This is a genomic window from Sorangium sp. So ce295 (assembly GCF_051527405.1).
GTDB lineage: Bacteria > Myxococcota_A > Polyangia > Polyangiales > Polyangiaceae > Sorangium > Sorangium cellulosum_B.
This window is the reverse complement of record NZ_CP150324.1, coordinates 11165030-11183390: the sequence shown is the minus strand read 5'-3', so window position 1 is coordinate 11183390 and position 18361 is coordinate 11165030. Positions and strand designations below refer to the sequence as shown.

General features: G+C 72.5%; 18 protein-coding genes. 10 read left to right on the top strand and 8 right to left on the bottom strand.

All coding sequences use genetic code 11. The features are described from left to right. Positions 1 to 51: 51 nt before the first annotated feature. Positions 52 to 936: a hypothetical protein gene (locus WMF11_RS42490; RefSeq protein ID WP_437974834.1), complete on the top strand. Its 885-nt coding sequence runs from the start codon at positions 52 to 54 to the stop codon at positions 934 to 936. Positions 937 to 1035: 99 nt separating this feature from the next. Next, on the top strand, positions 1036 to 2232 hold the full coding sequence (locus WMF11_RS42485) for a metallophosphoesterase (RefSeq protein ID WP_437904779.1): 1197 nt from the start codon (positions 1036 to 1038) through the stop codon (positions 2230 to 2232). Positions 2233 to 2245: 13 nt separating this feature from the next. Here WMF11_RS42485 and WMF11_RS42480 read toward each other — a convergent pair whose 3' ends face one another. Continuing rightward, entirely contained in the window at positions 2246 to 2932 is a 687-nt protein-coding gene (locus tag WMF11_RS42480) for a hypothetical protein (protein ID WP_437974833.1), read from the bottom strand. Between the two features lie 135 nt (positions 2933 to 3067). Here WMF11_RS42480 and WMF11_RS42475 point away from each other — a divergent pair, with 135 nt between their 5' ends. Then, positions 3068 to 4438, top strand: coding sequence for an OmpP1/FadL family transporter (locus WMF11_RS42475; protein ID WP_437974832.1), 1371 nt, complete (start codon positions 3068 to 3070; stop codon positions 4436 to 4438). Positions 4439 to 4511: 73 nt separating this feature from the next. Here WMF11_RS42475 and WMF11_RS42470 read toward each other — a convergent pair whose 3' ends face one another. Beyond that, positions 4512 to 5309: a response regulator transcription factor gene (locus tag WMF11_RS42470; RefSeq protein ID WP_437904776.1), complete on the bottom strand. Its 798-nt coding sequence runs from the start codon at positions 5307 to 5309 to the stop codon at positions 4512 to 4514. Positions 5310 to 5368: 59 nt separating this feature from the next. Here WMF11_RS42470 and WMF11_RS42465 point away from each other — a divergent pair, with 59 nt between their 5' ends. From WMF11_RS42465 to WMF11_RS42455, 3 genes are read left to right on the top strand one after another with little or no spacing between them, the layout of a single operon-like run. Then, positions 5369 to 6454, top strand: a complete 1086-nt coding sequence (locus WMF11_RS42465) for a DsbA family protein (protein ID WP_437974831.1) — start codon at positions 5369 to 5371, stop codon at positions 6452 to 6454. Next, positions 6451 to 7227, top strand: coding sequence for a 3'-5' exonuclease (locus WMF11_RS42460; protein WP_437545809.1), 777 nt, complete (start codon positions 6451 to 6453; stop codon positions 7225 to 7227). The genes WMF11_RS42465 and WMF11_RS42460 overlap by 4 nt, the downstream gene beginning before the upstream one ends. Before the next feature lie 4 nt (positions 7228 to 7231). Beyond that, positions 7232 to 7801 carry a hypothetical protein gene (locus WMF11_RS42455; protein ID WP_437974830.1) on the top strand — a complete coding sequence of 190 codons (570 nt, stop codon included), beginning with the start codon at positions 7232 to 7234 and terminating at the stop codon, positions 7799 to 7801. A 31-nt stretch (positions 7802 to 7832) separates the two neighbouring features. Here WMF11_RS42455 and folK read toward each other — a convergent pair whose 3' ends face one another. The 6 genes from folK to WMF11_RS42425 form a co-directional block, all read right to left on the bottom strand. Further along, positions 7833 to 8330 carry a 2-amino-4-hydroxy-6-hydroxymethyldihydropteridine diphosphokinase gene (gene folK / locus WMF11_RS42450; RefSeq protein ID WP_437545805.1) on the bottom strand — a complete coding sequence of 166 codons (498 nt, stop codon included), beginning with the start codon at positions 8328 to 8330 and terminating at the stop codon, positions 7833 to 7835. 142 nt (positions 8331 to 8472) lie between these two features. Continuing rightward, positions 8473 to 8838 (bottom strand): hypothetical protein, encoded by a 366-nt coding sequence (locus tag WMF11_RS42445; protein WP_437974829.1) that lies wholly within the window; start codon positions 8836 to 8838, stop codon positions 8473 to 8475. A gap of 55 nt (positions 8839 to 8893) precedes the next feature. Continuing rightward, complete coding sequence (gene gshB, locus WMF11_RS42440; RefSeq protein ID WP_437741930.1) at positions 8894 to 9850, bottom strand: glutathione synthase; 957 nt, start codon at positions 9848 to 9850, stop codon at positions 8894 to 8896. 88 nt (positions 9851 to 9938) lie between these two features. Next, complete coding sequence (locus tag WMF11_RS42435) at positions 9939 to 10805, bottom strand: anti-sigma factor family protein (RefSeq protein WP_437904772.1); 867 nt, start codon at positions 10803 to 10805, stop codon at positions 9939 to 9941. Further along, positions 10802 to 11488, bottom strand: a complete 687-nt coding sequence (locus WMF11_RS42430) for a sigma-70 family RNA polymerase sigma factor (protein ID WP_437711896.1) — start codon at positions 11486 to 11488, stop codon at positions 10802 to 10804. Before WMF11_RS42430 ends, WMF11_RS42435 begins: the two co-directional genes overlap by 4 nt. A 34-nt stretch (positions 11489 to 11522) precedes the next feature. Next, positions 11523 to 12266, bottom strand: a complete 744-nt coding sequence (locus WMF11_RS42425) for a polyhydroxyalkanoate synthesis regulator DNA-binding domain-containing protein (protein ID WP_437974828.1) — start codon at positions 12264 to 12266, stop codon at positions 11523 to 11525. Between the two features lie 96 nt (positions 12267 to 12362). On the opposite strand from WMF11_RS42425, the gene WMF11_RS42420 reads away from it, so the two are divergent. The 4 genes from WMF11_RS42420 to WMF11_RS42405 all read left to right on the top strand — a co-directional run bounded on the left by WMF11_RS42420 (position 12363) and on the right by WMF11_RS42405 (position 18259). Beyond that, positions 12363 to 13154 carry an ABC transporter ATP-binding protein gene (locus tag WMF11_RS42420; protein ID WP_437545795.1) on the top strand — a complete coding sequence of 264 codons (792 nt, stop codon included), beginning with the start codon at positions 12363 to 12365 and terminating at the stop codon, positions 13152 to 13154. A 92-nt stretch (positions 13155 to 13246) separates the two neighbouring features. Then, positions 13247 to 15226: an NADH-quinone oxidoreductase subunit NuoH gene (gene nuoH, locus WMF11_RS42415; RefSeq protein ID WP_437974827.1), complete on the top strand. Its 1980-nt coding sequence runs from the start codon at positions 13247 to 13249 to the stop codon at positions 15224 to 15226. Between the two features lie 49 nt (positions 15227 to 15275). After that, entirely contained in the window at positions 15276 to 17093 is a 1818-nt protein-coding gene (locus tag WMF11_RS42410; RefSeq protein WP_437974826.1) for a hypothetical protein, read from the top strand. Continuing rightward, positions 17090 to 18259, top strand: coding sequence for a trypsin-like peptidase domain-containing protein (locus WMF11_RS42405; RefSeq protein ID WP_437974825.1), 1170 nt, complete (start codon positions 17090 to 17092; stop codon positions 18257 to 18259). The genes WMF11_RS42410 and WMF11_RS42405 overlap by 4 nt, the downstream gene beginning before the upstream one ends. Positions 18260 to 18361: the final 102 nt, after the last annotated feature.

Below are 18361 nucleotides of genomic sequence, written 5' to 3'. Positions count from 1 at the left end.
TCTGGTAGTCCTGGAATGAGCTCACACCACGCCGGTCTGCTTTCCAGTCTCGTGGCGGCCTGGGTTTTCGCGCTCTCGGCGTGCTCGATGGACGACGCCTCGGCGGGTGGGTACGACGACGACGGCGGCGGCGGGATGTTCGGGAGTGGGGGGAGCGAGAGCGAGTCGGCCCAATCGGGTGGCAGCCCTCCGCCCGCGAGCGCCGGCGGCGGCGGCGTGAGCGAGGATGTCAACATCCCGGCCGCTCCGGAGGCGCAGGATCCCTACACCCGCTTCGCTTACCTGTGCGGCGATGGCTGCACCCCAGGCGGCGAGCCGACCGAGTGCTCTTCGGACGGCGGCGCGGGCACAGGGACGGGGCTCCCTGCCGCGCAGACGCTGCACTGCCAGCTCGTGCTCGACGACGGCGACGCGATCCCGAGCTGCCAGCCGGCGGGCCGCTTCGAGGCAGGCGGCCCTTGTCACAGCGCCGCCGATTGCGCGGCTGGCCTGGGGTGCGTGGCAGCCGACGGGGAGGGCGGCGTGTGCCGGCAGTACTGCTGTGGTCACGTCGAGAGCTGCGCGGCGGGGACGTACTGCGACGAGCGACCGATGGCCGAGTCGGTCGCCGGGGCGAGCTCGAGGGCTCCGGTCCCGATACCCGTCTGTGTTCCCGCGATGAACTGCGAGCTCTTGAACGACAGCGTGTGCCCGACGGGCCTCACCTGCACGATCGTCCGCGAGGATGGGACGACGAGCTGCGTCGTGCCCGGCGAGGGGCGGGCCGACGAGCATTGCCCGTGCGCGCCCGGCTTCGTGTGCTCGATGCTGACGAACCAGTGCAAGCAGCTCTGCCGGATCGACAGCAGGGCGCCGGAATGCGGCGCAGGCGCCAAGTGCCAGGGCGGCAGCGCGATCTACCCCGCCGGGTTCGGCGTGTGCGTGAGCACGTCGTAGCCGCCGTCCGCCGCGTCGCTCCGTTAAGAAATGTTGTCGAGCCTGGCTCCGGCGCGGATGGGAGCGGCAGGCGCGCGCCGCCGTGGTCATGCTGGACGCGTGCAGCGGCCTCTCCTCTCCTTCGTCGTCTTCATCGCTGTCTTCAGCGCCATCGTGGCAGGCGTCCACTACTACCTCTGGCAGCGCCTGATCCGCGCGCCCGAGCTCGGCCCGCTCTGGCACCGCGTCGGCAGCGTGGCCCTGGTGGTGCTCGCGTCGCTGGTGCCCCTCGGCCTCTTGCTCACCCGCGCGCTGCCCCGGCACATCGCCGGCGTCGTCGCCGGCGTCGTCTACACGTGGGTCGGGCTCGCCGTCCTGCTCTTCTTCCTCCTGCTCACCTCCGAGTTCGTCCGCCTCGGCGCCCACGGCGTCACCGCGCTGCTGAACCAGCCGCTCGACGGCGAGCGCCGCACCTTCCTCTCGCGCGCCCTCGCGGGCGCGGCCGGAGCGCTCGCCATGGGCTTCGGCGTCGCCGGCGCCGCGAGCGCCCTCGGCGAGGTCGCCGTCCGCCCGGTGCGCGTCCGCCTCCGCCGCCTCCCCGCGGCCATGTCGGGCTTTCGCGTGGTTCAGCTGACCGACCTCCACATCGGTCCGACGATCGGCCGGGCCTGGCTCGAGCGCGTCGTCGCGAGCGTGAACGCGCTCGAGCCGGATCTCATCGCGATCACGGGCGATCTCGTCGACGGCTCCGTGGAAGAGCTCCGCGAGCACACCGCGCCGCTCGCCGATCTGCGCGCCAAGCACGGGGTCTTCTTCGTGACGGGCAACCATGAGTACTACTCCGGCGCCGAGGCGTGGATCGCGGAGCTCCGCCGGCTCGGCGTGACGGTGCTGCGCAACGAGCGTGTCGCGATCGGCGACGGTGAGCACGGCTTCGACCTCGCCGGCGTGGACGACTGGAGCTCCCGCGGCATGGGCCGCGGCCATGGCCCCGACCTCGCGCGCGCGCTCGCGGGGCGGGACCCTTCTCGGGAGCTCGTGCTGCTCGCGCACCAGCCCAAGCAGATCCTGGAGGCCGCGGAGCGGGGCGTGGGCCTGCAGCTCAGCGGCCACACCCACGGTGGTCAGATCTTCCCGTGGAACTTCTTCGTGCGGCTCGACCAGCCCTACGTGGCCGGGCTGTCCTCGCACGGCGACAGCCAGATCTACGTGAGCCGCGGCACGGGATACTGGGGGCCGCCGATGCGCGTCGGCGCGCCGTCCGAGATCTCGCTGATCGAGCTCGAAGGCGCCGCCGCGGCGGAGGCCGTGGCGTGACCCGACCTGGCGCTCACGGGAGCGGGTTCGCCGGGTCCCTCTTGCAGTTGATGACCGGCGCCGGGTAGCTGCTCGGATCGGCGATTCGCTCCATGGCGAAGTTGGAGCCCTTGAGGTTCAGGGGTATCGGCCTCGCCGCGCTGCCGGTGACGACGCCACAGATGAAGTCGGCGGGCGCGCAGAGGGAGCCGGTGAGCGTGATGGTGGCCTCGAGCTCGTTGCCGGAGATGGGGTTGGCGTCACCCGGCACGATGAGCGTGGGCAGCTGCGCGGTGAACTTCCCATCGGCGGACAGATCGAAGGGACCCACATCGAACGGCTCGCCCGTGGGCGTCCTGCGATCGGCGGCCACGAGCGGCTGGAAGGTCAGCGAGAAGCTCAGGCCGCCTTCGCTGGCCTCGGTGGTCAGGCTGGCCACGAAGAGGAAAGGGGCCCGCGGGTTGAGATAAGCCGAGAGGCTGAAGAGGAAATCGCCGTCGATGGCGCCCGCTTCCGGCAGGCAGTTGTCCCCGCCGCCTCCAGCGCCGCCATTTCCGTCGCTGCCACCACCACCGCCGCTGCTCTGGTCTTCGCGGATCGTGGTATCGCGAGCTTCGAAGTCATCGTATCTGCCTTCCGGGTCGGCGCAGCCGATGAGGAGCGCGGCGATGGTGAGGGCAGCTGAGGCGAGCGTTGTCCGGATGGTGCGGGAGAAAAGCATTTGACACCGTGCGAAAGGTGACATTTGACTTGAGCGGGTAGAACCTTCCCCGACGTGGCAGGTGTTGCAACCCTACCATGCAGGGTCCGCCGCAGGCGCCGCATTCCTCCGCCCTCAGAATCGAGAACACCGGATATGTCCATCAACCGCCCCTGTTTCGCGATCTCCGTCGGCCTCCTCGGCGGTCTCGCCTGGACCGGATCCGCGCTCGCCGGTGGGTTCGCGACCGCGCGGTTTGGCGGCGAGCACGGCAACCCGATCACGAGCAATCCGACCGCGGTCTACTACAACCCCGCAGGCCTCGCCGAGAGCGAGGGGATTCATCTTTTTTTGGACGGAAATATCGCGTTGCGCGCTGCCTCCTACACGCACTCGGCGGCGGCGACCGATGACGTGACGGTGCCGCAGGCGAACACGGGGGAGGCGAGCCTGTTCAACGTGGCTGCCGCGCCGATGCTCGGCGCGTCGGCCAGGCTCGGCGATCTGGCGCTGGGCGCCGGCGTCTATGTGCCCTTCGGCGGCGCCGCGTCCTGGGACACGAACGCGGCGTTCGAGGGCAATCGCGAGCTCGCCGGGCCGGTGGACGGCGTGCAGCGCTGGCACTCCATCGAGTCTTCGCTCCAGGCGATGTTCTTCACCCTCGCCGCCGCCTACAAGATCCCGGCGCTCCGCCTCAGCCTCGGCCTCTCCGGCAACCTGATGCGGACCCAGGTCAACACCGTGCGCGCCCGCAACGCCTCGGGCGACAACCTCCTTGCGACCGAGGGGCGCTCGCTGCTCGAGGTGAGCGGCTTCCACGCGAGCTTCGGCGTCGGCGCGCTGGTCGAGGCGGTGCCGGAGCAGCTCTGGATCGGCGCGTCGTACCAGTCGCGGCCGAACGTCACGGGGGGAGAGTCGCTCGAGGGCACGCTCACCAACCGCTTCAGCGGCGTGTCGAACGCCCCGAGCGACGTGGAGCTGCACCAGGGCCTCCCGGATATCGTGCGGCTCGGCGCCCGCTTCGTCCCGGCGGAGCGCTTCGAGGTCCGGCTCTTCGGCGACTGGACGCGGTGGAGCTCGATGGAAAACCAGTGCCTCACCCAGATCGGCGCGGCGTGCGAGATCGACAGCGACGGCTTCGCCGGAGAGGGCGCCCGCGTAGTGCAGAACATCCCCCGCCGCTGGAACGACACGTTCGGCGTTCGCGTGGGCTGGAGCCACTGGCCGCGGCCTGCGATCGAGGTCTTCGGCGGCGTCGGGTACGACTCCAACGCAGTTCCGGACGAGACCCTGGATCCATCGGGCGTCGATTTCCACGATGTCTCGTTCGCCCTCGGCGGGCGCTTCCATGTCGCGAAGCAGCTGCACCTCGCCGCGTCGTATACCCACCTGTTCTACGTCAGCCGCGACACCACGGGGGACAGCATCACCGCGGGCCTGCACCCCAACTCGAGGGCTCCCGACTCCGGCGGGCACTACGCGCAGAGCATCGGCGTGATCAACCTCAACGTCGATGTCGCCTTCTGAGCGCGGAATCTGCGTGCGGTGACCGAGCGCGAACTCACGTCGCGGCGGAGCCGCTGCGCCGCGGCGAGGCGCCTCAGGAGGTGCCTCGCCGGGTCCGGCGGAGCAGGCTGAAGATGCGAGCCCCCAGCTCGGGGGCGCGGAAGGGCTTCACCATGTAGTCGTCGGCGCCGCTGGCGAAGGCCTCGACCATGTCCTGCGAGGAGGCGTGCGCCGTCAGGAAGAGGACCGGGAGATCGCGGAGCCCGGGCTCCTGCCGCAGCGTCCGGCACAGGTCGATGCCGGTCATCTTCGGGAGGTTCCAGTCGAGGACCACGAGGTGAAACGGTGAGCCGCGGACCCGCGCCAGCGCCTCTTCCGCGCTGGCGACGGCGACGACGGCGAGCTCGACCGCCTCGAGCATCGCCGACAGGAGCTCGCGGATGTGGGGGTCGTCGTCGACAACGAGGACCCGTGAGCCTTTGCCCTTCAGCCGAGGCGGCGCAGGGGGCGGCGGCGCCCGGCCCGCCGGGCCGGCGCCCTGGACGCCGGATGACGCGGCGGGCCCGGCCCCGTCCGCGGCGCGGAGGAGCGCCGCGGCGTCGGTGTCGGGCACGGATCCGGGGCGGGGCGCCTCCGTCCGCGCGAAGTGGGCGAGGCGATGCCAGTCGCGCGGCTCGAACGTGAGCCGCGCCCCCTCTGGTGAGACCGACGCGCAGGCCGCGGCCGACGTCGCGCGGCGGTTTTCGCCCAGCTCGAAGATGGCGAGCACCCACTCGCCATCGGCCACGACCTCCCCCGCGGGCAGCCCGAGCTCGAGGTCACGCTCCTCCGGATCGCACACGATTTGCTCGAACTGCTGCAGATCCGGGAAGCGGTAGAGGACGCTCCGCACCTCTTGACGCTACACCCGCGCTAGCATCTCGCAAGGGGTCCGACTAAGCTCGCGCCGCGATGTCATTCCTGCGCTGGATGCCGCCGCTCCTCGCGTTGCCGTTGCTCGCGATCGGCGCCACGGGCTGTCCTGGGAACCCGAGCTCGAACGAGCCCAAACCGGCCGCGAGCCCGGAGGTGTCGGTCTCGCTGCCGGGCGTGGACACCTCCTCGCTGACTCCCCGCGAGCGCCGGGAGTGGGGGGCACAGGTCTCCGAGCTCCTCTCCCCTTGCCCGGACACGCCCGTGAGCATCGCGCAGTGCGTGAAGGAGCAGCGCCCGTGCAAGGCGTGCCTCCCCGCCGCGCAGCTCCTGCTCGATCTGGTCAAGGACGGCCGGTCGAAGAAGGAGCGCGACGAAGCGTTCCACATGCGCTTCGACGCGAACAAGGTGAAGACGCTCGCCACCGACGGCTCGCCGGAGATGGGGCCGCCCGACGCGCCGATCACGATCGTCGAGTGGGCCGACTTCGAGTGCCCGTTCTGCAGGCTGATGTCGCCGCTGCTCGAGGGGCTCGTGAAGCGCTTCGACGGGCAGGTGCGCCTCGTCTTCAAGTTCTACCCGCTCTCGGCGCACGTCCACGGCGAGCCCGCCGCGCGCGCGGCGACCGCCGCGCTCAACCAGGGCAAGTTCTGGGAGATGCACCACCTCCTCTTCGAGAACCAGGACAAGCTGGAGCAGGCCGACCTCGAGCGCTACGCGCAGCGGCTCAAGCTCGATATGGTGAAGTTCCGCGCCGACCTCGTCTCGACCGACACCAAGGCGCGCATCGACAAGGACAAGCTGCAGGCCGACGGGGTCGGGCTCGAGGGGACGCCCCTCGTCTTCATCAACGGCCGCGAGGTCAACCTCCAGCTCCTCTCGAACCCCGGCGAGGATCTCGAGGCGTGGGTCAAGCTCGAGCTGGAGCTCCTCGGCAAGACGCCGCGGCCTGCGCCCCCGAAGCCAGGCGACGCGTCGCCCTCCGGCAGCGCGATCCCCGCGGCCAGCGCGATCCCCGCGGCCAGCGCGACCCCCGCCGCCGGGACCAGCGCGCCGGCGGGCGGCGCGGCGCGCCCCGCGACCTCGGCTGCACCCGCCCAGCCCGCCAAGCCGAGGACGCCGTGAAGGTCGCCGACCCGTGCGGCTGCTTCCCGACGGGCCGGCACTACCCTGGGATCGCGCACCTCCTCAAGGTGCGCGCCGTCGGCGTCGCGTCGGAGATCGACGCGGGCAGCGCCTGGATCGATCAGCCCATCGCCTTCGTCGACGTCGAGACCACGGGGCGCGATCCGGCGGGCGATCGGATCATCGAGCTCGGCATCGTCATCGGCCGCTCCGGGGAGATCCTGACGCGCTACAACTGGCTCATCCACCCCGGGCGGCCCATCCCCGCGGAGAGCACCGCCATCCACGGGATCAAGGACGCGGACGTCGAAGGCAAGCCGTCGTTCGCCGAGGTCGCGGAGGAGATCCTCGGCTGCTTCAAGGGGGCGATCCCCGCGGCGTACAACGCCACCTTCGACCGCTCGTTCCTGCTCGCCGAGCTCGAGCGCGTGGGCATGCGCCCGCACGAGCCGCCGCCCGCCATGCGGCGCGAGGTCGACTGGGTCGATCCGCTCACGTTCGCCCGCGAGCTCTACAAGAACGAGGAGAGCCGCGCCCTCGGCGACATGGCCGCTCGGCTCGGGATCTCGCTCGAGAAGGCGCACCGCGCGACGGACGACGCCGAGGCGGCGCTCCAGGTCCTGTACGCGCTCGCGAAGGATCCGCGGGTGCCTCGCGCCTACGGCGGCCTGATCCAGGAGCAGCGGCGGCTGGTCCGCCAGCAGGACGAAGCGCGGAAGTTCTGGCGGAAGGCTCCTGCCGCGGCGCCGCCCCCGACCTCGAAGCCCAGCTGACGCCATGGGGGACGCGCCGAAGCGACGCCTCCCGGTCATCGGCAGCGGCGCGGCAGGCGCGGCGCCTCCTCAGGGCGGCGCGGCAGCGCCGGAGAAGCGTAAGCTCCCCGTGCTGCAGAGCAGCGGCGACGACGACGGCGAGGACCGGCCGCCGTGGCACTGGATCGCGCTCGGGACGGTGGCGATCTTCATCGCGTGGCTGCCGCTCGCGGGCCTCGTCAACACGCTGCTGCGCCGGATGATCGAGCGGGCGGGGGACGCCGGGGCACAGGGCTCGGTGCGGCTCGCGATGGTGGGGCTCAACGTGATCGCGTTCGCGCTCGCCGGGGTCGCCGGCGGCTACCTCGTGGGGCGGTTCGGCGGGCGCGCCGGGCGGCGCGAGGCCGCCGCGAGCGGCGCCGTCGTCGCGGCGCTCGCGTGGGCGCTCGCCTTCGCCGAGGGCGCGCCGGCGGGCGCGCTGGGGTGGGCGCTGCTGCTGGTCGTGGTGGTCACGATCGGCAGCGCGGCGTCGTACGCCGGCGGCCGCGCCGGCCTCCGAGCCCGCGCCGCATCCGGCCCGCCGCGCTCGCGCTGAGCGCCGCGCCCGCGCGCCGCTGCCGCGCCGATCAGATGGGATCGAGCTTGCGAATGGGCGCGCTCGCCTCGGGGAGCGCGGCGTACGCGACGGCCGTGCGAGGGTCGCGCGCGTCGGGGGCGACGTCGAGCAGCGGCCTGAGCGCGAACACACGGTCGCAGAGCCGCGGGTGAGGCACCTCGAGATCCGGCTCCGCGACGACCTCGCCCTCGATCCAGAGCAGGTCCAGATCGATCGTGCGCGGCCCCCATCGCACCGGATCGGGGCGCGTCCGCCCGAGCGAGCGCTCCACGGCGAGGGTGCGCTCGAGGATCTGGCGCGCGGGCAGCGACGTGGCGACGAGCACCGCGGCGTTCACGTAGTCGCCCTGCGGAGGGCCGCCTGCGGGCGGGGACTCGTAGCGCGACGACTCGAGGAGGACGTCGAGATCGGGATCAGCGCCGAGCGACGCGATGGCGGCGCGGAGGGTCGCCAGGCGATCGCCCAGGCTCGACCCGAGCCCGATGACGACATGCCGGCGGGATCTCATGGCGAGAACCTACCACGCGCCGCGCGCAGGCGGCGGCCCGCGGCGCTCCGCGCGGAGAGCGGGCGCCGCTCCGGAGATCGGCGCGAGGAGGGCGCCGGCGCGCGCGGCGCGCGCGAGGAGCGCGCCGGCGTGACGGTCGCGATCACTCCCCCGGATCGCTGGCGCGGCGTCCTGCACCGATCCGCCGGCCTTCCGGCCGCGGGGGGAAGACGCGCCGATCCTCGGGGTTGCGGCGCGCGATGGGGGAGCGGCGCTCGACGGACGGATCGCGCTGCGCCGGCTGCGCGCTGCGCTGGAGCCCCACGAACAGCGCGCGCATCTCCTCGAACGTCTCCGGCATGGCGGCGGCCACGGTCGCCGCGTGCGTGCGGCACAGGCTCAGCGAGCGCCCCTGGATGACCACGCGCGCCATCCGCGTCCTCGCGCGAGGATCCCCGGGCGCACCGCCGTCCCGATCACCCTGCTCGCCGTCGCTGCACACGGCACACCGCTCGAATGACTCGCCCATGGGGGAGCCTTCGCAGAGGTGGGCGCTCCGGGCCAACTTTCCGGAGCGAAGTGGGTCACGCGCGCGCGGCCTGACCGCGCGCCCGCTCCTCGGCCCAGGCGATCACCCTCGCCGCCGGATCCGCGCCGGTGAAGCGCCCGAGCTCCTGGATGCCCGTCGGGCTCGTGACGTTCACCTCGGTCAGGCGCTCGCCGATGACGTCGAGGCCCACGAAGAAGAGGCCGTCGGCGCGGAGGCGAGGCGCGACCGCGCGGACGAGATCGAGCTCGCGCGGCGAGAGCTCCGTCGAGACCACGCGCCCGCCGACGTGGATGTTCGAGCGGTGATCGTCGTCGCGGGGCACCCGGAGGATGGCGCCGAGCAGCTCGCCGTCGAGCAAGAGGACGCGCTTGTCGCCGTGGACGACGGCGGGCAGGTACTCCTGGACCATCGCGAGGCGGTGCCCCTCGTTCGTCATCATGTCCGCGATGGCGCGCGCGTTCTTGTCGCGCTCGTTGATCTGCAGCACGCCGAGGCCGCCCGCGCCGTCGAGCGGCTTGATCACCGCCGTGCCGCCGAGGGCGCGCACGAACGCGTGGATCTGCTCGCGGTCCGCGGTGACCAGCGTCCTCGGCGTCCACTCGGGGAAGTTCAGCGCGTAGAGCTTCTCGTTGGCGTCGCGCAGCCCGCGGGGGTCGTTCACGATGAGCGGGCAGCGCCGCGCGCGCTCCAGGATCAGCGTCGCGTACAGGTAGCTGCGATCGAACGGCGGGTCCTTGCGGATGAAGATGGCGTCCACGTCCGCGAGCCGGAGCCGCTGCGCGCCCCCCGCGAGCGAGATGAACGGGGGCGCGTCGCCGATGAGCACCGGCGAGGCCGAGGCGTGCGCCTCGCCGCCCTCGATCGAGAGGTCGCGCGGCAAGCAGTGGTAGCTCTCGTGGCCGCGCGCCTGCGCCGCTCGGATGAAGGCGAACGACGTGTCCTTGTCGTGCGTCACGCGGCTCAGCGGATCCATGACGAAGACGAAGCGCATGCGGTCTCTCGCGGTAAGGGTTGGTCGGGGTGGGATGATCGAGGGAGGGGAGAGAACGGCGCCCGCTGGAGAGCGGGCGCCGGCGCGCTCACTGCATCGCAGCGAGGACGAGCTGCGTGCTGACGTCGTCGCCGAGATCCGAGGCGAGCGCGTAGCCGACGCCGCTGCGCTCGGCGGCGGCGACCGAGTAGCCGTTGATGTTGCCCACGTAGACGGGGCGCTCGCGCACGACGCGCGGCTGCAGGATCGGCTGCGCCTTCTGCACCGGGACCGCGCGCGAGTTGAACATGTAGACCGTCACGCGGTGGTTGCCCCGCACCACGAACTGGAGCAGCGCGGCGCGCCGATCGCGCATCGTGTGCACGCGGGCGCCCATGAAGTTCGCCGGTATCGACTGGAACTGCGGCCTGCGGACCGGGACGCCGACGAACGGATCGAAGCGCGGGAGGTCCTCCGGGTTGGTCGTCTCCGGCGGCAGCGGCTGCGCGTGCTGGGTGACGAGATCGTCGAGCAGGACCTCGACGCTCTCGGTGGACGCCGCGCGATCGACCGCCGCCCTCGCGGCGTCCGCCTTCGCGGCCTCCGCCGGCGCGTCCGGCCGCCGCGCCACGCCCACGACGAAGACGACGCCCGCCGCCGCGGCGAGCGCGATCGCGTACCCCCTGTGCACGAGGCGCGGCCTCGCCTCGGCCGACTGCGCCGCGTCGCGCGCCTGCTCGTGCGCCACCGCCGCGGCGACGCGCGCCCGCAGCGCGTCCGGGCACCCCGACGGCCGCGCCCGCTTCAGGCTCGTCCGCAGCGAGCGCAAGAGCCTCACCTGCTCGAAGCACGGAGGGCACTGGACGAGGTGGGACTCGAGATCGACGGCGTGGTCCGGATCCAGCTCGCAGTCGACGTAGGCGGACAGCGCGTGGTCGAACCGCGAACAGCTCTCGATCGATTTCGCAGCGCTCATGCGGCACCCCGCTTCCGCTTGCGGTACGCGTCCAGGTCGGCGGGCGCGTCCTTCGCCGCGTCTTCGCTGACGATGCCCATCAGGACCGCGTGCTCGCGCAGCGTCTTCTGGAGGAGCTTGCGGCCCCTGTGCAGGCGCGACATCACCGTGCCGATGGGGCAGCCCATCGCCTCGGCGATCTCCTTGTAGGAGAGCTCCTCGATGTCCGACAGCACCACGGCCAGCCGGAACTCCTCGGGCAGGGCGTCGAGGGCGCGCTGCACCTCCGCCTCCACGAGCGGCGTGAGCGCCTGGGTCTCCGGATCGCGCATCGCGCGCATCGTCGTCGCGCCGACCCACGCATCGGTGAGCGGCTCGGCGTCGGGGCCGTCGAAGATGCCTCGCTCGAGGCCCCCGCGACGGTACCGGTTGATGAACGTGTTCGTCAGGATCCGAAGCAGCCAGGCCTTGAGGTTGGTGCCCGGCTCGAACTGATCCCGGGCTCGCATCGCCTTGACGATGGTGTCCTGGACCAGATCCTCCGCCTCCGTCGAGCTCTTCGTCATCCGGCAGCTCACGCCGTAAAGCGTGTCCAGATGACCCAGCAGCTCGATCTCGAAGGCGTCGGCTCGGCCACCATCGGTGCTGGCCAACGACAGGTCCTGCGCTACGGACGCAGGTTTCTTGCTGAAGAAGAACGGCATGGGCTCGCCCGGGGGAACAGAGGAGCGCCCAGGGCTATTCCAGCCTGCTCTCGCTCCCTTGCCCCTCGCCCGCGGGTTCGTCCGCGCCGGAGCCCGCCTGGTGCGGAGCCGCGCCCTCGATGGGTTCACCCGCGCGTCCCTGGAGCTTCGCCTCCAGCTCGTCAATGCGCTGCGACAGGCGCTTGACATCGGACTGGAGATCGCGAACGAGCCCGAGGCCCGGGAGGATGGCGCGGATGCGCTCGTCGACGGCCTGCTGCCACTGATCGAGCGTCTGCTTCGAGCTCTCGACGATCCCGCTCAGGCGCCCCTTCGCGTGGCTCGACCTGTCTGCGTCGAACGGCGGGGGCGGATGGGACGAGGGCGACGCGGGCGTCGCTTGCTCCGTCCCAGGGGCGGGCGCCGTTCCTGGCGCCGCCACGCCGCCCTCGCCAGGGACCGCCCCGGGGATGAGCCGGCCGATCGGGCCCTCGCGCAGCTGCGAGAGCAGCCGCTCGCCGCGCTCCTGGATCAGATCTCTCAGCGTGCCGAGCGGGACCGAGCGCGGCTGCGATTTGAGATCTTCCGAGATGATCAGCGCCAGCGTGACCTCGGTCTTGTCCTCCTTGGTCGCGTTGTCGATGATCTGGACCTCTTCGCCAGCCCGGACCATCTCCCCTATCTGCTGCAGGGTGACGTAACGACTGTCCTTCGTGTCGTAGAGCTTCCGATTGGAGTAGCGCTTAATAACGCGACGCGGTACCTCGCCGCCTCCCAGAGTCTCCTTCGCCGTTTCCATCTCCTCTACGCCTCGAGTCGATTGGACCACCGCAAGAAACCTCGCGCAAGGGAAGATCACTCGATATCACTCAAATCATTCGACAAAAGAGACCGCGTGCAGGGGCCGGCGATCGATCTGCGTGACGTGGCCGCGAGCTATCCCACCGGGAGGCTGGCGCTGGAGGGGATCAGCCTGGATGTGCGCGCGGGCGAGCTCTGCGCCGTCCTGGGGCCGAACGGCGCGGGGAAATCGACGCTGGTCCGGGTCCTCTCGGGGGCCCTGCGGCCGACGCGGGGCGAGGCGACCCTGCTGGGGAGGCCGCTCGCCGGCATGGACCGGCGGGCGATCGCGCGGTGCGTGGCGGTCGTGCCGCAGGGGATCGCCTCGGCGCCCGGCTTCACGGTGCGCGAGGTCGTCATGATGGGCCGCGCGCCCCACCAGGGCGCGTGGATGCTCGCCGCCGGCCGGGACGAGGAGGCGGTCGCCCGCGCCCTCGACGCCTGCGATCTCGTGGGGCTCGCGGGGAGGCCGGTGGCCGAGCTCTCCGGCGGCGAGCAGAAGCGGGTGGCCATCGCCCGCGCGCTCGCGCAGGAGGCGCAGGTGCTGATCCTCGACGAGCCCGGGGCGCACCTCGACATCCGCCACTCGATCGAGGTCCACGAGGTCGTGCGCAGGGAGGTGGCCGAGCGGCGCCTCGCGTGCGTCGCGGTGCTGCACGACCTCAACGCGGCCGCCCAGTACGCCGACCGCGTGGCGCTCCTCAACGCCGGGCGGCTGGTCGCCCACGGCACCGTCGAGGAGGTGATGACCTACCGCCGGCTCAAGGACGTGTTCGAGGCAGAGCTCTACGTGGGCGTGAACGAGCTCGACGGCAGCCGGTACTTCCTCCCCGTCCGAGGCCGGTAGGCAAGTCGGTAGGTGAGCCGGTCGGTAGACAGCGCCGAGCGCTTTTCTCCGCATTCTCGACCGCGCGAGCGGCGCGGTTTATAAGCGGCACCATGCGCGGATCTCCTCCCTGGAGAGCTCTCTCTCGAGGCTTCTTGCCGTGCCTCCTGGCCCTCCTCGCGCTGCTCGGCGCGGCCGGCTGCGCCGAGAGCAGGACGGCGCCCGAGCTCCTGAGCGTCGTCGACGTCGTGCCGCGCGAGGTCGACCTCGGCGACCGCATCGAGATCCTCGGGACCAACCTGCCGACCGCCGAGGCGAAGGAGGCGGTCGTCACGTTCCGCGGCACCCTCCGCCGCCCCGGCCAGGCGCCGCTCACCGGCCAGAGCATCGAGATCGAGGGCGCGCAGGTCAGCAGCACGAAGATCTCGCTCGTCTTCTCGGAGGGCCTGCAATCCCGCTTCGCCGGCCGCGGCGACGACGCGGTGCACACGACCTTCCACGGCGACGTTGTCGTCGAGATCCCCGCGACCGCGCAGGGGGCGCTCCCCGTGAACGGCACGGTGAGGGGCGTCACGATGGACTTCCTCCCGCCGACCCCGCGCCGCGCCGTCATCGAGGCGCGCGTGAAGGAGGGGGCGCGCGCGCTCGCGTTCTTCGGCGTCGAGGTCGCGGCCGAGTCGCCGCCCGCCGGCGGGCTCGTCGTGACGGGCGTGCGCGACGGGAGCCCGGCGAGCCAGGCAGGGCTCCAGCCCGGCGACGTCATCACGCGCTTCGAGGGCGTGAAGGTCCTCTCGAAGGCCGACGTGATCCCGAGCGGCCACGATCGGCGGTCCGCGGTCGGGATCCGGCGGGGCGGCGCGACCCCGTCCGAGATGGAGCTCTCGACCGAGGGGTTCCACGCGAGCGCCCCGACCGATCTGCTCGGCGCCGGGATCCTCCTTGGCGTGGCCGCCGCGATCATCCTGCTCTTCATGGCGCCGACCGCGGGGATCATCACCTGGGTCGAGCGCCGCGTCTCGGCGCGCATGCAGTCCCGCATCGGGCCGAACCGCGCCGGACCGCAGGGCCTCCTCGTCTGGGTCGCCGACGGGATCAAGTCGATCATGAAGGAGGACGTCATCCCGGCCGAGAGCGACAAGGCGCTCTTCCGGCTCGCGCCCTACCTCGTGTTCGTCGGCGTGTCGGCCACGTTCGTCGTCATGCCGTTCGGCCAGTACCTCATCGCGGCCGACCTCGACATCGGGATCCTCTTCGTCATCGCCGTGACGTCGCTGGTCACCATCGGCCTCATGACCGGCGGCTGGGCGTCGAACAACAAGTGGTCGCTCCTCGGCGGGATCCGCTCGGCGGCGCAGATCATCAGCTACGAGATCCCCGGCGCGGTCGCGATCGTGTGCATCGTCATGATGACGGGCTCGCTGCGGCTCCAGGACATCATCGGCGCCCAGGGCGGCGCCGGGCCATCGCTCCTCGACGTGGGCGGCTGGCCCTGGCACTGGTTCGTCTTCCGCAACCCGATCACGTTCGCGCTGTTCTTCCTGTATTTCACGACGGCGCTCGCGGAGGGCAACCGCGCGCCGTTCGACCTGCCCGAGGCGGAGAGCGAGCTCGTGGCCGGCTACTCGACCGAGTACTCCGGCATGCGGTACCTCTTCTTCTTCTTCGCCGAGTGGGCGAACGTCTTCGTGATGTGCGGCATCGCGAGCGCGCTCTTCCTCGGGGGCTGGCAGATCCCCGGCGTCTCGCCGGCCCAGCAGGAGGCGAGCTTCGGGCTCCAGCTCGTCGGCGTCTTCCTCTTCCTGCTGAAGAGCTGGGCTCTCGTCTTCGTGGTCATCTGGATCCGCTGGACGCTGCCGCGCGTCCGCATCGACCAGATGATGAACCTGTGCTGGAAGTGGTTCGTCCCGCTGTCGTTCGCGGCCTTCCTCCTGACGGCGCTCTGGATGGTGATCGGCGTCAGCAAGACGGTCCAGCTCGTCATCAGCGTCGTCACCTTCGCCGCCTGGGCGTACCTGTTCATCCACTTCATCCGCAGGGTCCAGCACAACCTGCGGGAGGCCAAGGTTGCGCTCCACCTGAATCCGTTCCTCTGAGCGCAAACCGCGGTGCCACCTCGGCCTTGCGCTGAGGTATGCTGTCGGCGTGGCGGTCCCCTCGAGCCCGGCCTCCGACTTCTGCTCCGCGTGCGGGTTCCCGCTGCGTGGGCCGCGGTGCGAGGCGTGCGGGGTGGACCGGTCGCCTGTGCTCTCCGCCTCGCGCAAGCCGCCCGCGGATGCGGACTGGGACGGGAGCTCGATCGACGCCTTTCGCACGCGCGACCCGGTGCGCTTCGTCGCGCAATGCGCCTCCGCGGAGGCCGGGGCGAGCCTCCAGGCGACGACGCTGCCGGAGGGCGTGGGGTGGATCGTTCCGCTCGGGGCGATGACGCTCTTCGTCTCGCTCGACGCGGCGAACGAGCGGGTCTCGATCGACGTCCCCGTCGTGCGCGTCGCGGAGCGGCACCGGGTGCCGCTGCTCAGGACGGCGCTGGAGCTGTCGAGCGGCCCCGAGCCGTTCCGGCTGTGCATGCGGGAGGATCTGCTGCTGCTCCGCCGCGTCGGCCGCGTCGCCGCCTTCACGCCGGAGGCGCTGCGCCAGGCGCTGCGCGAGAGCGGCGAGGCGGCGCAGCGGCTCGGGGAGACGATGGGCGCGTGGTTCGACGCGCGGCCGCCGTTCTCCGAGGAGCAGCGGGCGAGCCTCACGTGGGCCTCCGCCGGCCGCGCCCGGCCGCTCAAGAACCTCACCGTCCCGCCCGCGCCTGCGCGCGCGCAGAGCGCTCCGTCGGTGCGGGCCGGCGCGCCGGCGACGCCGGTCTCGGGGGCGCGGACGCCGCTCGAGGAGCTGGCGGCGTGGGCGGCGCCCCCCCTGCCGCGCCTGCCCGAGTCGGTCGCGCGCCCCATCCGCGACGCGGACGCGATCCCCGACATCCTGTCCCCGTCGCTGGCGTCGGCGCCGATGCCGGCGGCGGGCGTCGCGTCGTCGAAGAACGGCGGCGCGCCCGCGCCCAAGGCCGGCATCCTCCCGCCGGCGCACGACGCCGGCGCGGCGTCGGCGGCGTCGAAGTCGATCGGCGGCGTCGCGAGCCCGGGGTCCGAGGGCGGCGCAGCGAAGCCGGCTCCGGGGAGCGTGGCGGCCGCGGCGCCGCTGTCGGGTGAGCAGGCGGCGGCCGCGGAGACGCCGGCGCAGGTCAGCGATCGCCGTAGCGCGCGCACCGTGCCCTTTCGTCGCTCGTCCTCCATCATGGCGGCGACGCCGCTGTCGGTGCGCCCGCCCGCGCTGCCGGAGGTGGAGATCGAGCCTCCGTCGCGCCGGAGCATCCCGTCCCGCCCGGAGTCGGCGAACGCGGCGGCCGATCGGTTCTGCCAGCTGCTCCGGGACGCGCAGGTGCTCGGCGCGGCGCTCAGCTTCCAGGAGCGGCCGGGCGTCATGGTGCTCCTGATCCGGTGCACGGTCTTCCGCGCGATCTACGAGCACGGCGAGGCGATGCCCGACGCGGTGGCGCACCTCTACCGCTGCACGGCGGCCGCGACCCGCGAGCTCATCCAGGCCGAGGGCGGCGCGCGCCGCGGGAACACCGCGGGCGTCGCGGAGCCCGCGCTCCTCGCGATGGAGCGGCTCGTGGCGGTGCGCGGCCAGGTGCCCGAGGAGAAGCCGCTCCACATCGATCCGCTCACCACGGCGGCGCTCGCGCGCGAGCACCTCGGCCGCTACCTGCGCGAGATCGAGCGCGCGCCGGCCGACCCGATGCTCCGCCACTTCCTCGCGATCGGGGCCCTGTCCGAGCTCCTTGTGCGCACGAAGCTGCCCGCCAAGACCGAGCAGCGGCTGCGCGACATCGTCGCCTACGCGCAGCGGGACGGCGCCAAACCCGGCACGATCGAGCTCCTGATGACGGCGCTCTCGAGGATCGTCGCGCAATGACGTCGCAGCTGGCGGCGCACGGCGACGGCGATCTCGCGCTGCTCCACGAGCGCGTCGCCCGCGCCCGCCGCTCGGTGGTGGCGATCCGCGCCGGCGCGCTCGTGACGACCGGCTGGGTGGCGCTCGGCAACGGCGTCGTTGTGGCGAGCCGGCGCGGGCTCGGCTACCCGACGGAGGTCGCGCTGACGTTCGAGGACGGGCGGGGCGTGGCGGGGCGGGTGATCGCCGCGGACGTGGGCCGCGACGTGGCGCTCGTCGCGCCGGCCGATCCGCCCGGCGTCGCGGCGCTCGCCGTCCGCGCGGCGGCCGAGCCGCGGCTCGGCGAGCGCGCCGCGGTGCTGAGCTGCCTCCCGGGGCAGAACCTGCGCCTCGCGGTCGCGCGGGTCTGCCACGTGGCGCGCAAGGTCGACGGGCAGCTCCCGGCGTTCGAGCTCGACGTGGCGGCGCCCCTCGGCGCGCCGGTGCTCGATCCCGAGGGGCGGGTGATCGGCGTTGTGGCGGCGCTGTCCGGCGCGGCCGGGGAGCTCGCGGGTCACTGCGTGGTGGTCCCGGCGGGCGCGTTCCAGCCGCTGCTCGCCCTGGGGGATCGGCCGCTCGCGGAGCTCAGGGACCGGGCGCCGGTGTACCGCTGCCCGGCGTGCGAGGAGCCGTTCGACGTCGAGTGCGACCGGTGCCTGGGCTGCGGCCGCCTGCTGCCGCACGCGTACCCGCCGTGCCCGGCGCGCGCGGGCGTCGAGCGGGTGATCCGGCAGGGCCTGTCGGCGCTCGGGCTCATCGCCAACCGCGTGCGTGTCGGTCCGAGGGCGTGGCGCATCGCGCAGCGGCCGTACCCCACGGCGGAGACGGCGACGCAGGTGGACATCGAGATCGACGAAACGGGGCGCCTGCTGACGCTGCGCGCGCCGGTCGTGGGGCTGCCTGCGGCGAACCACGAGCCGTTCTACCGGTTCCTGCTCACGATGAACGACCAGACGACGGGGGAGTTCCGCGTGTCGCTCACGGGCGACGAGGTGTCGGCGTCGTGCGTGGCGTCGCTGGAGGGCTGCGCGGACCACGACGTGGCGCTGCTCATCGATGGGCTCGTGCAGATGGCCGACGAGTACCGGAGGACGCTGGCGGAGACGTTCGAGGCGGCGCCCAGGTTCGAGTCGGCGGCGGGGCGCTGAGGGGGAGGCCCGTCGGCGTCGACCAAGCGCGTTCAGCGCCCCACGCCCACCCCCAGCCGTCGTGGTCGTGGTCGTGAACGAGGTCGTGGTCGTCAACGGCTC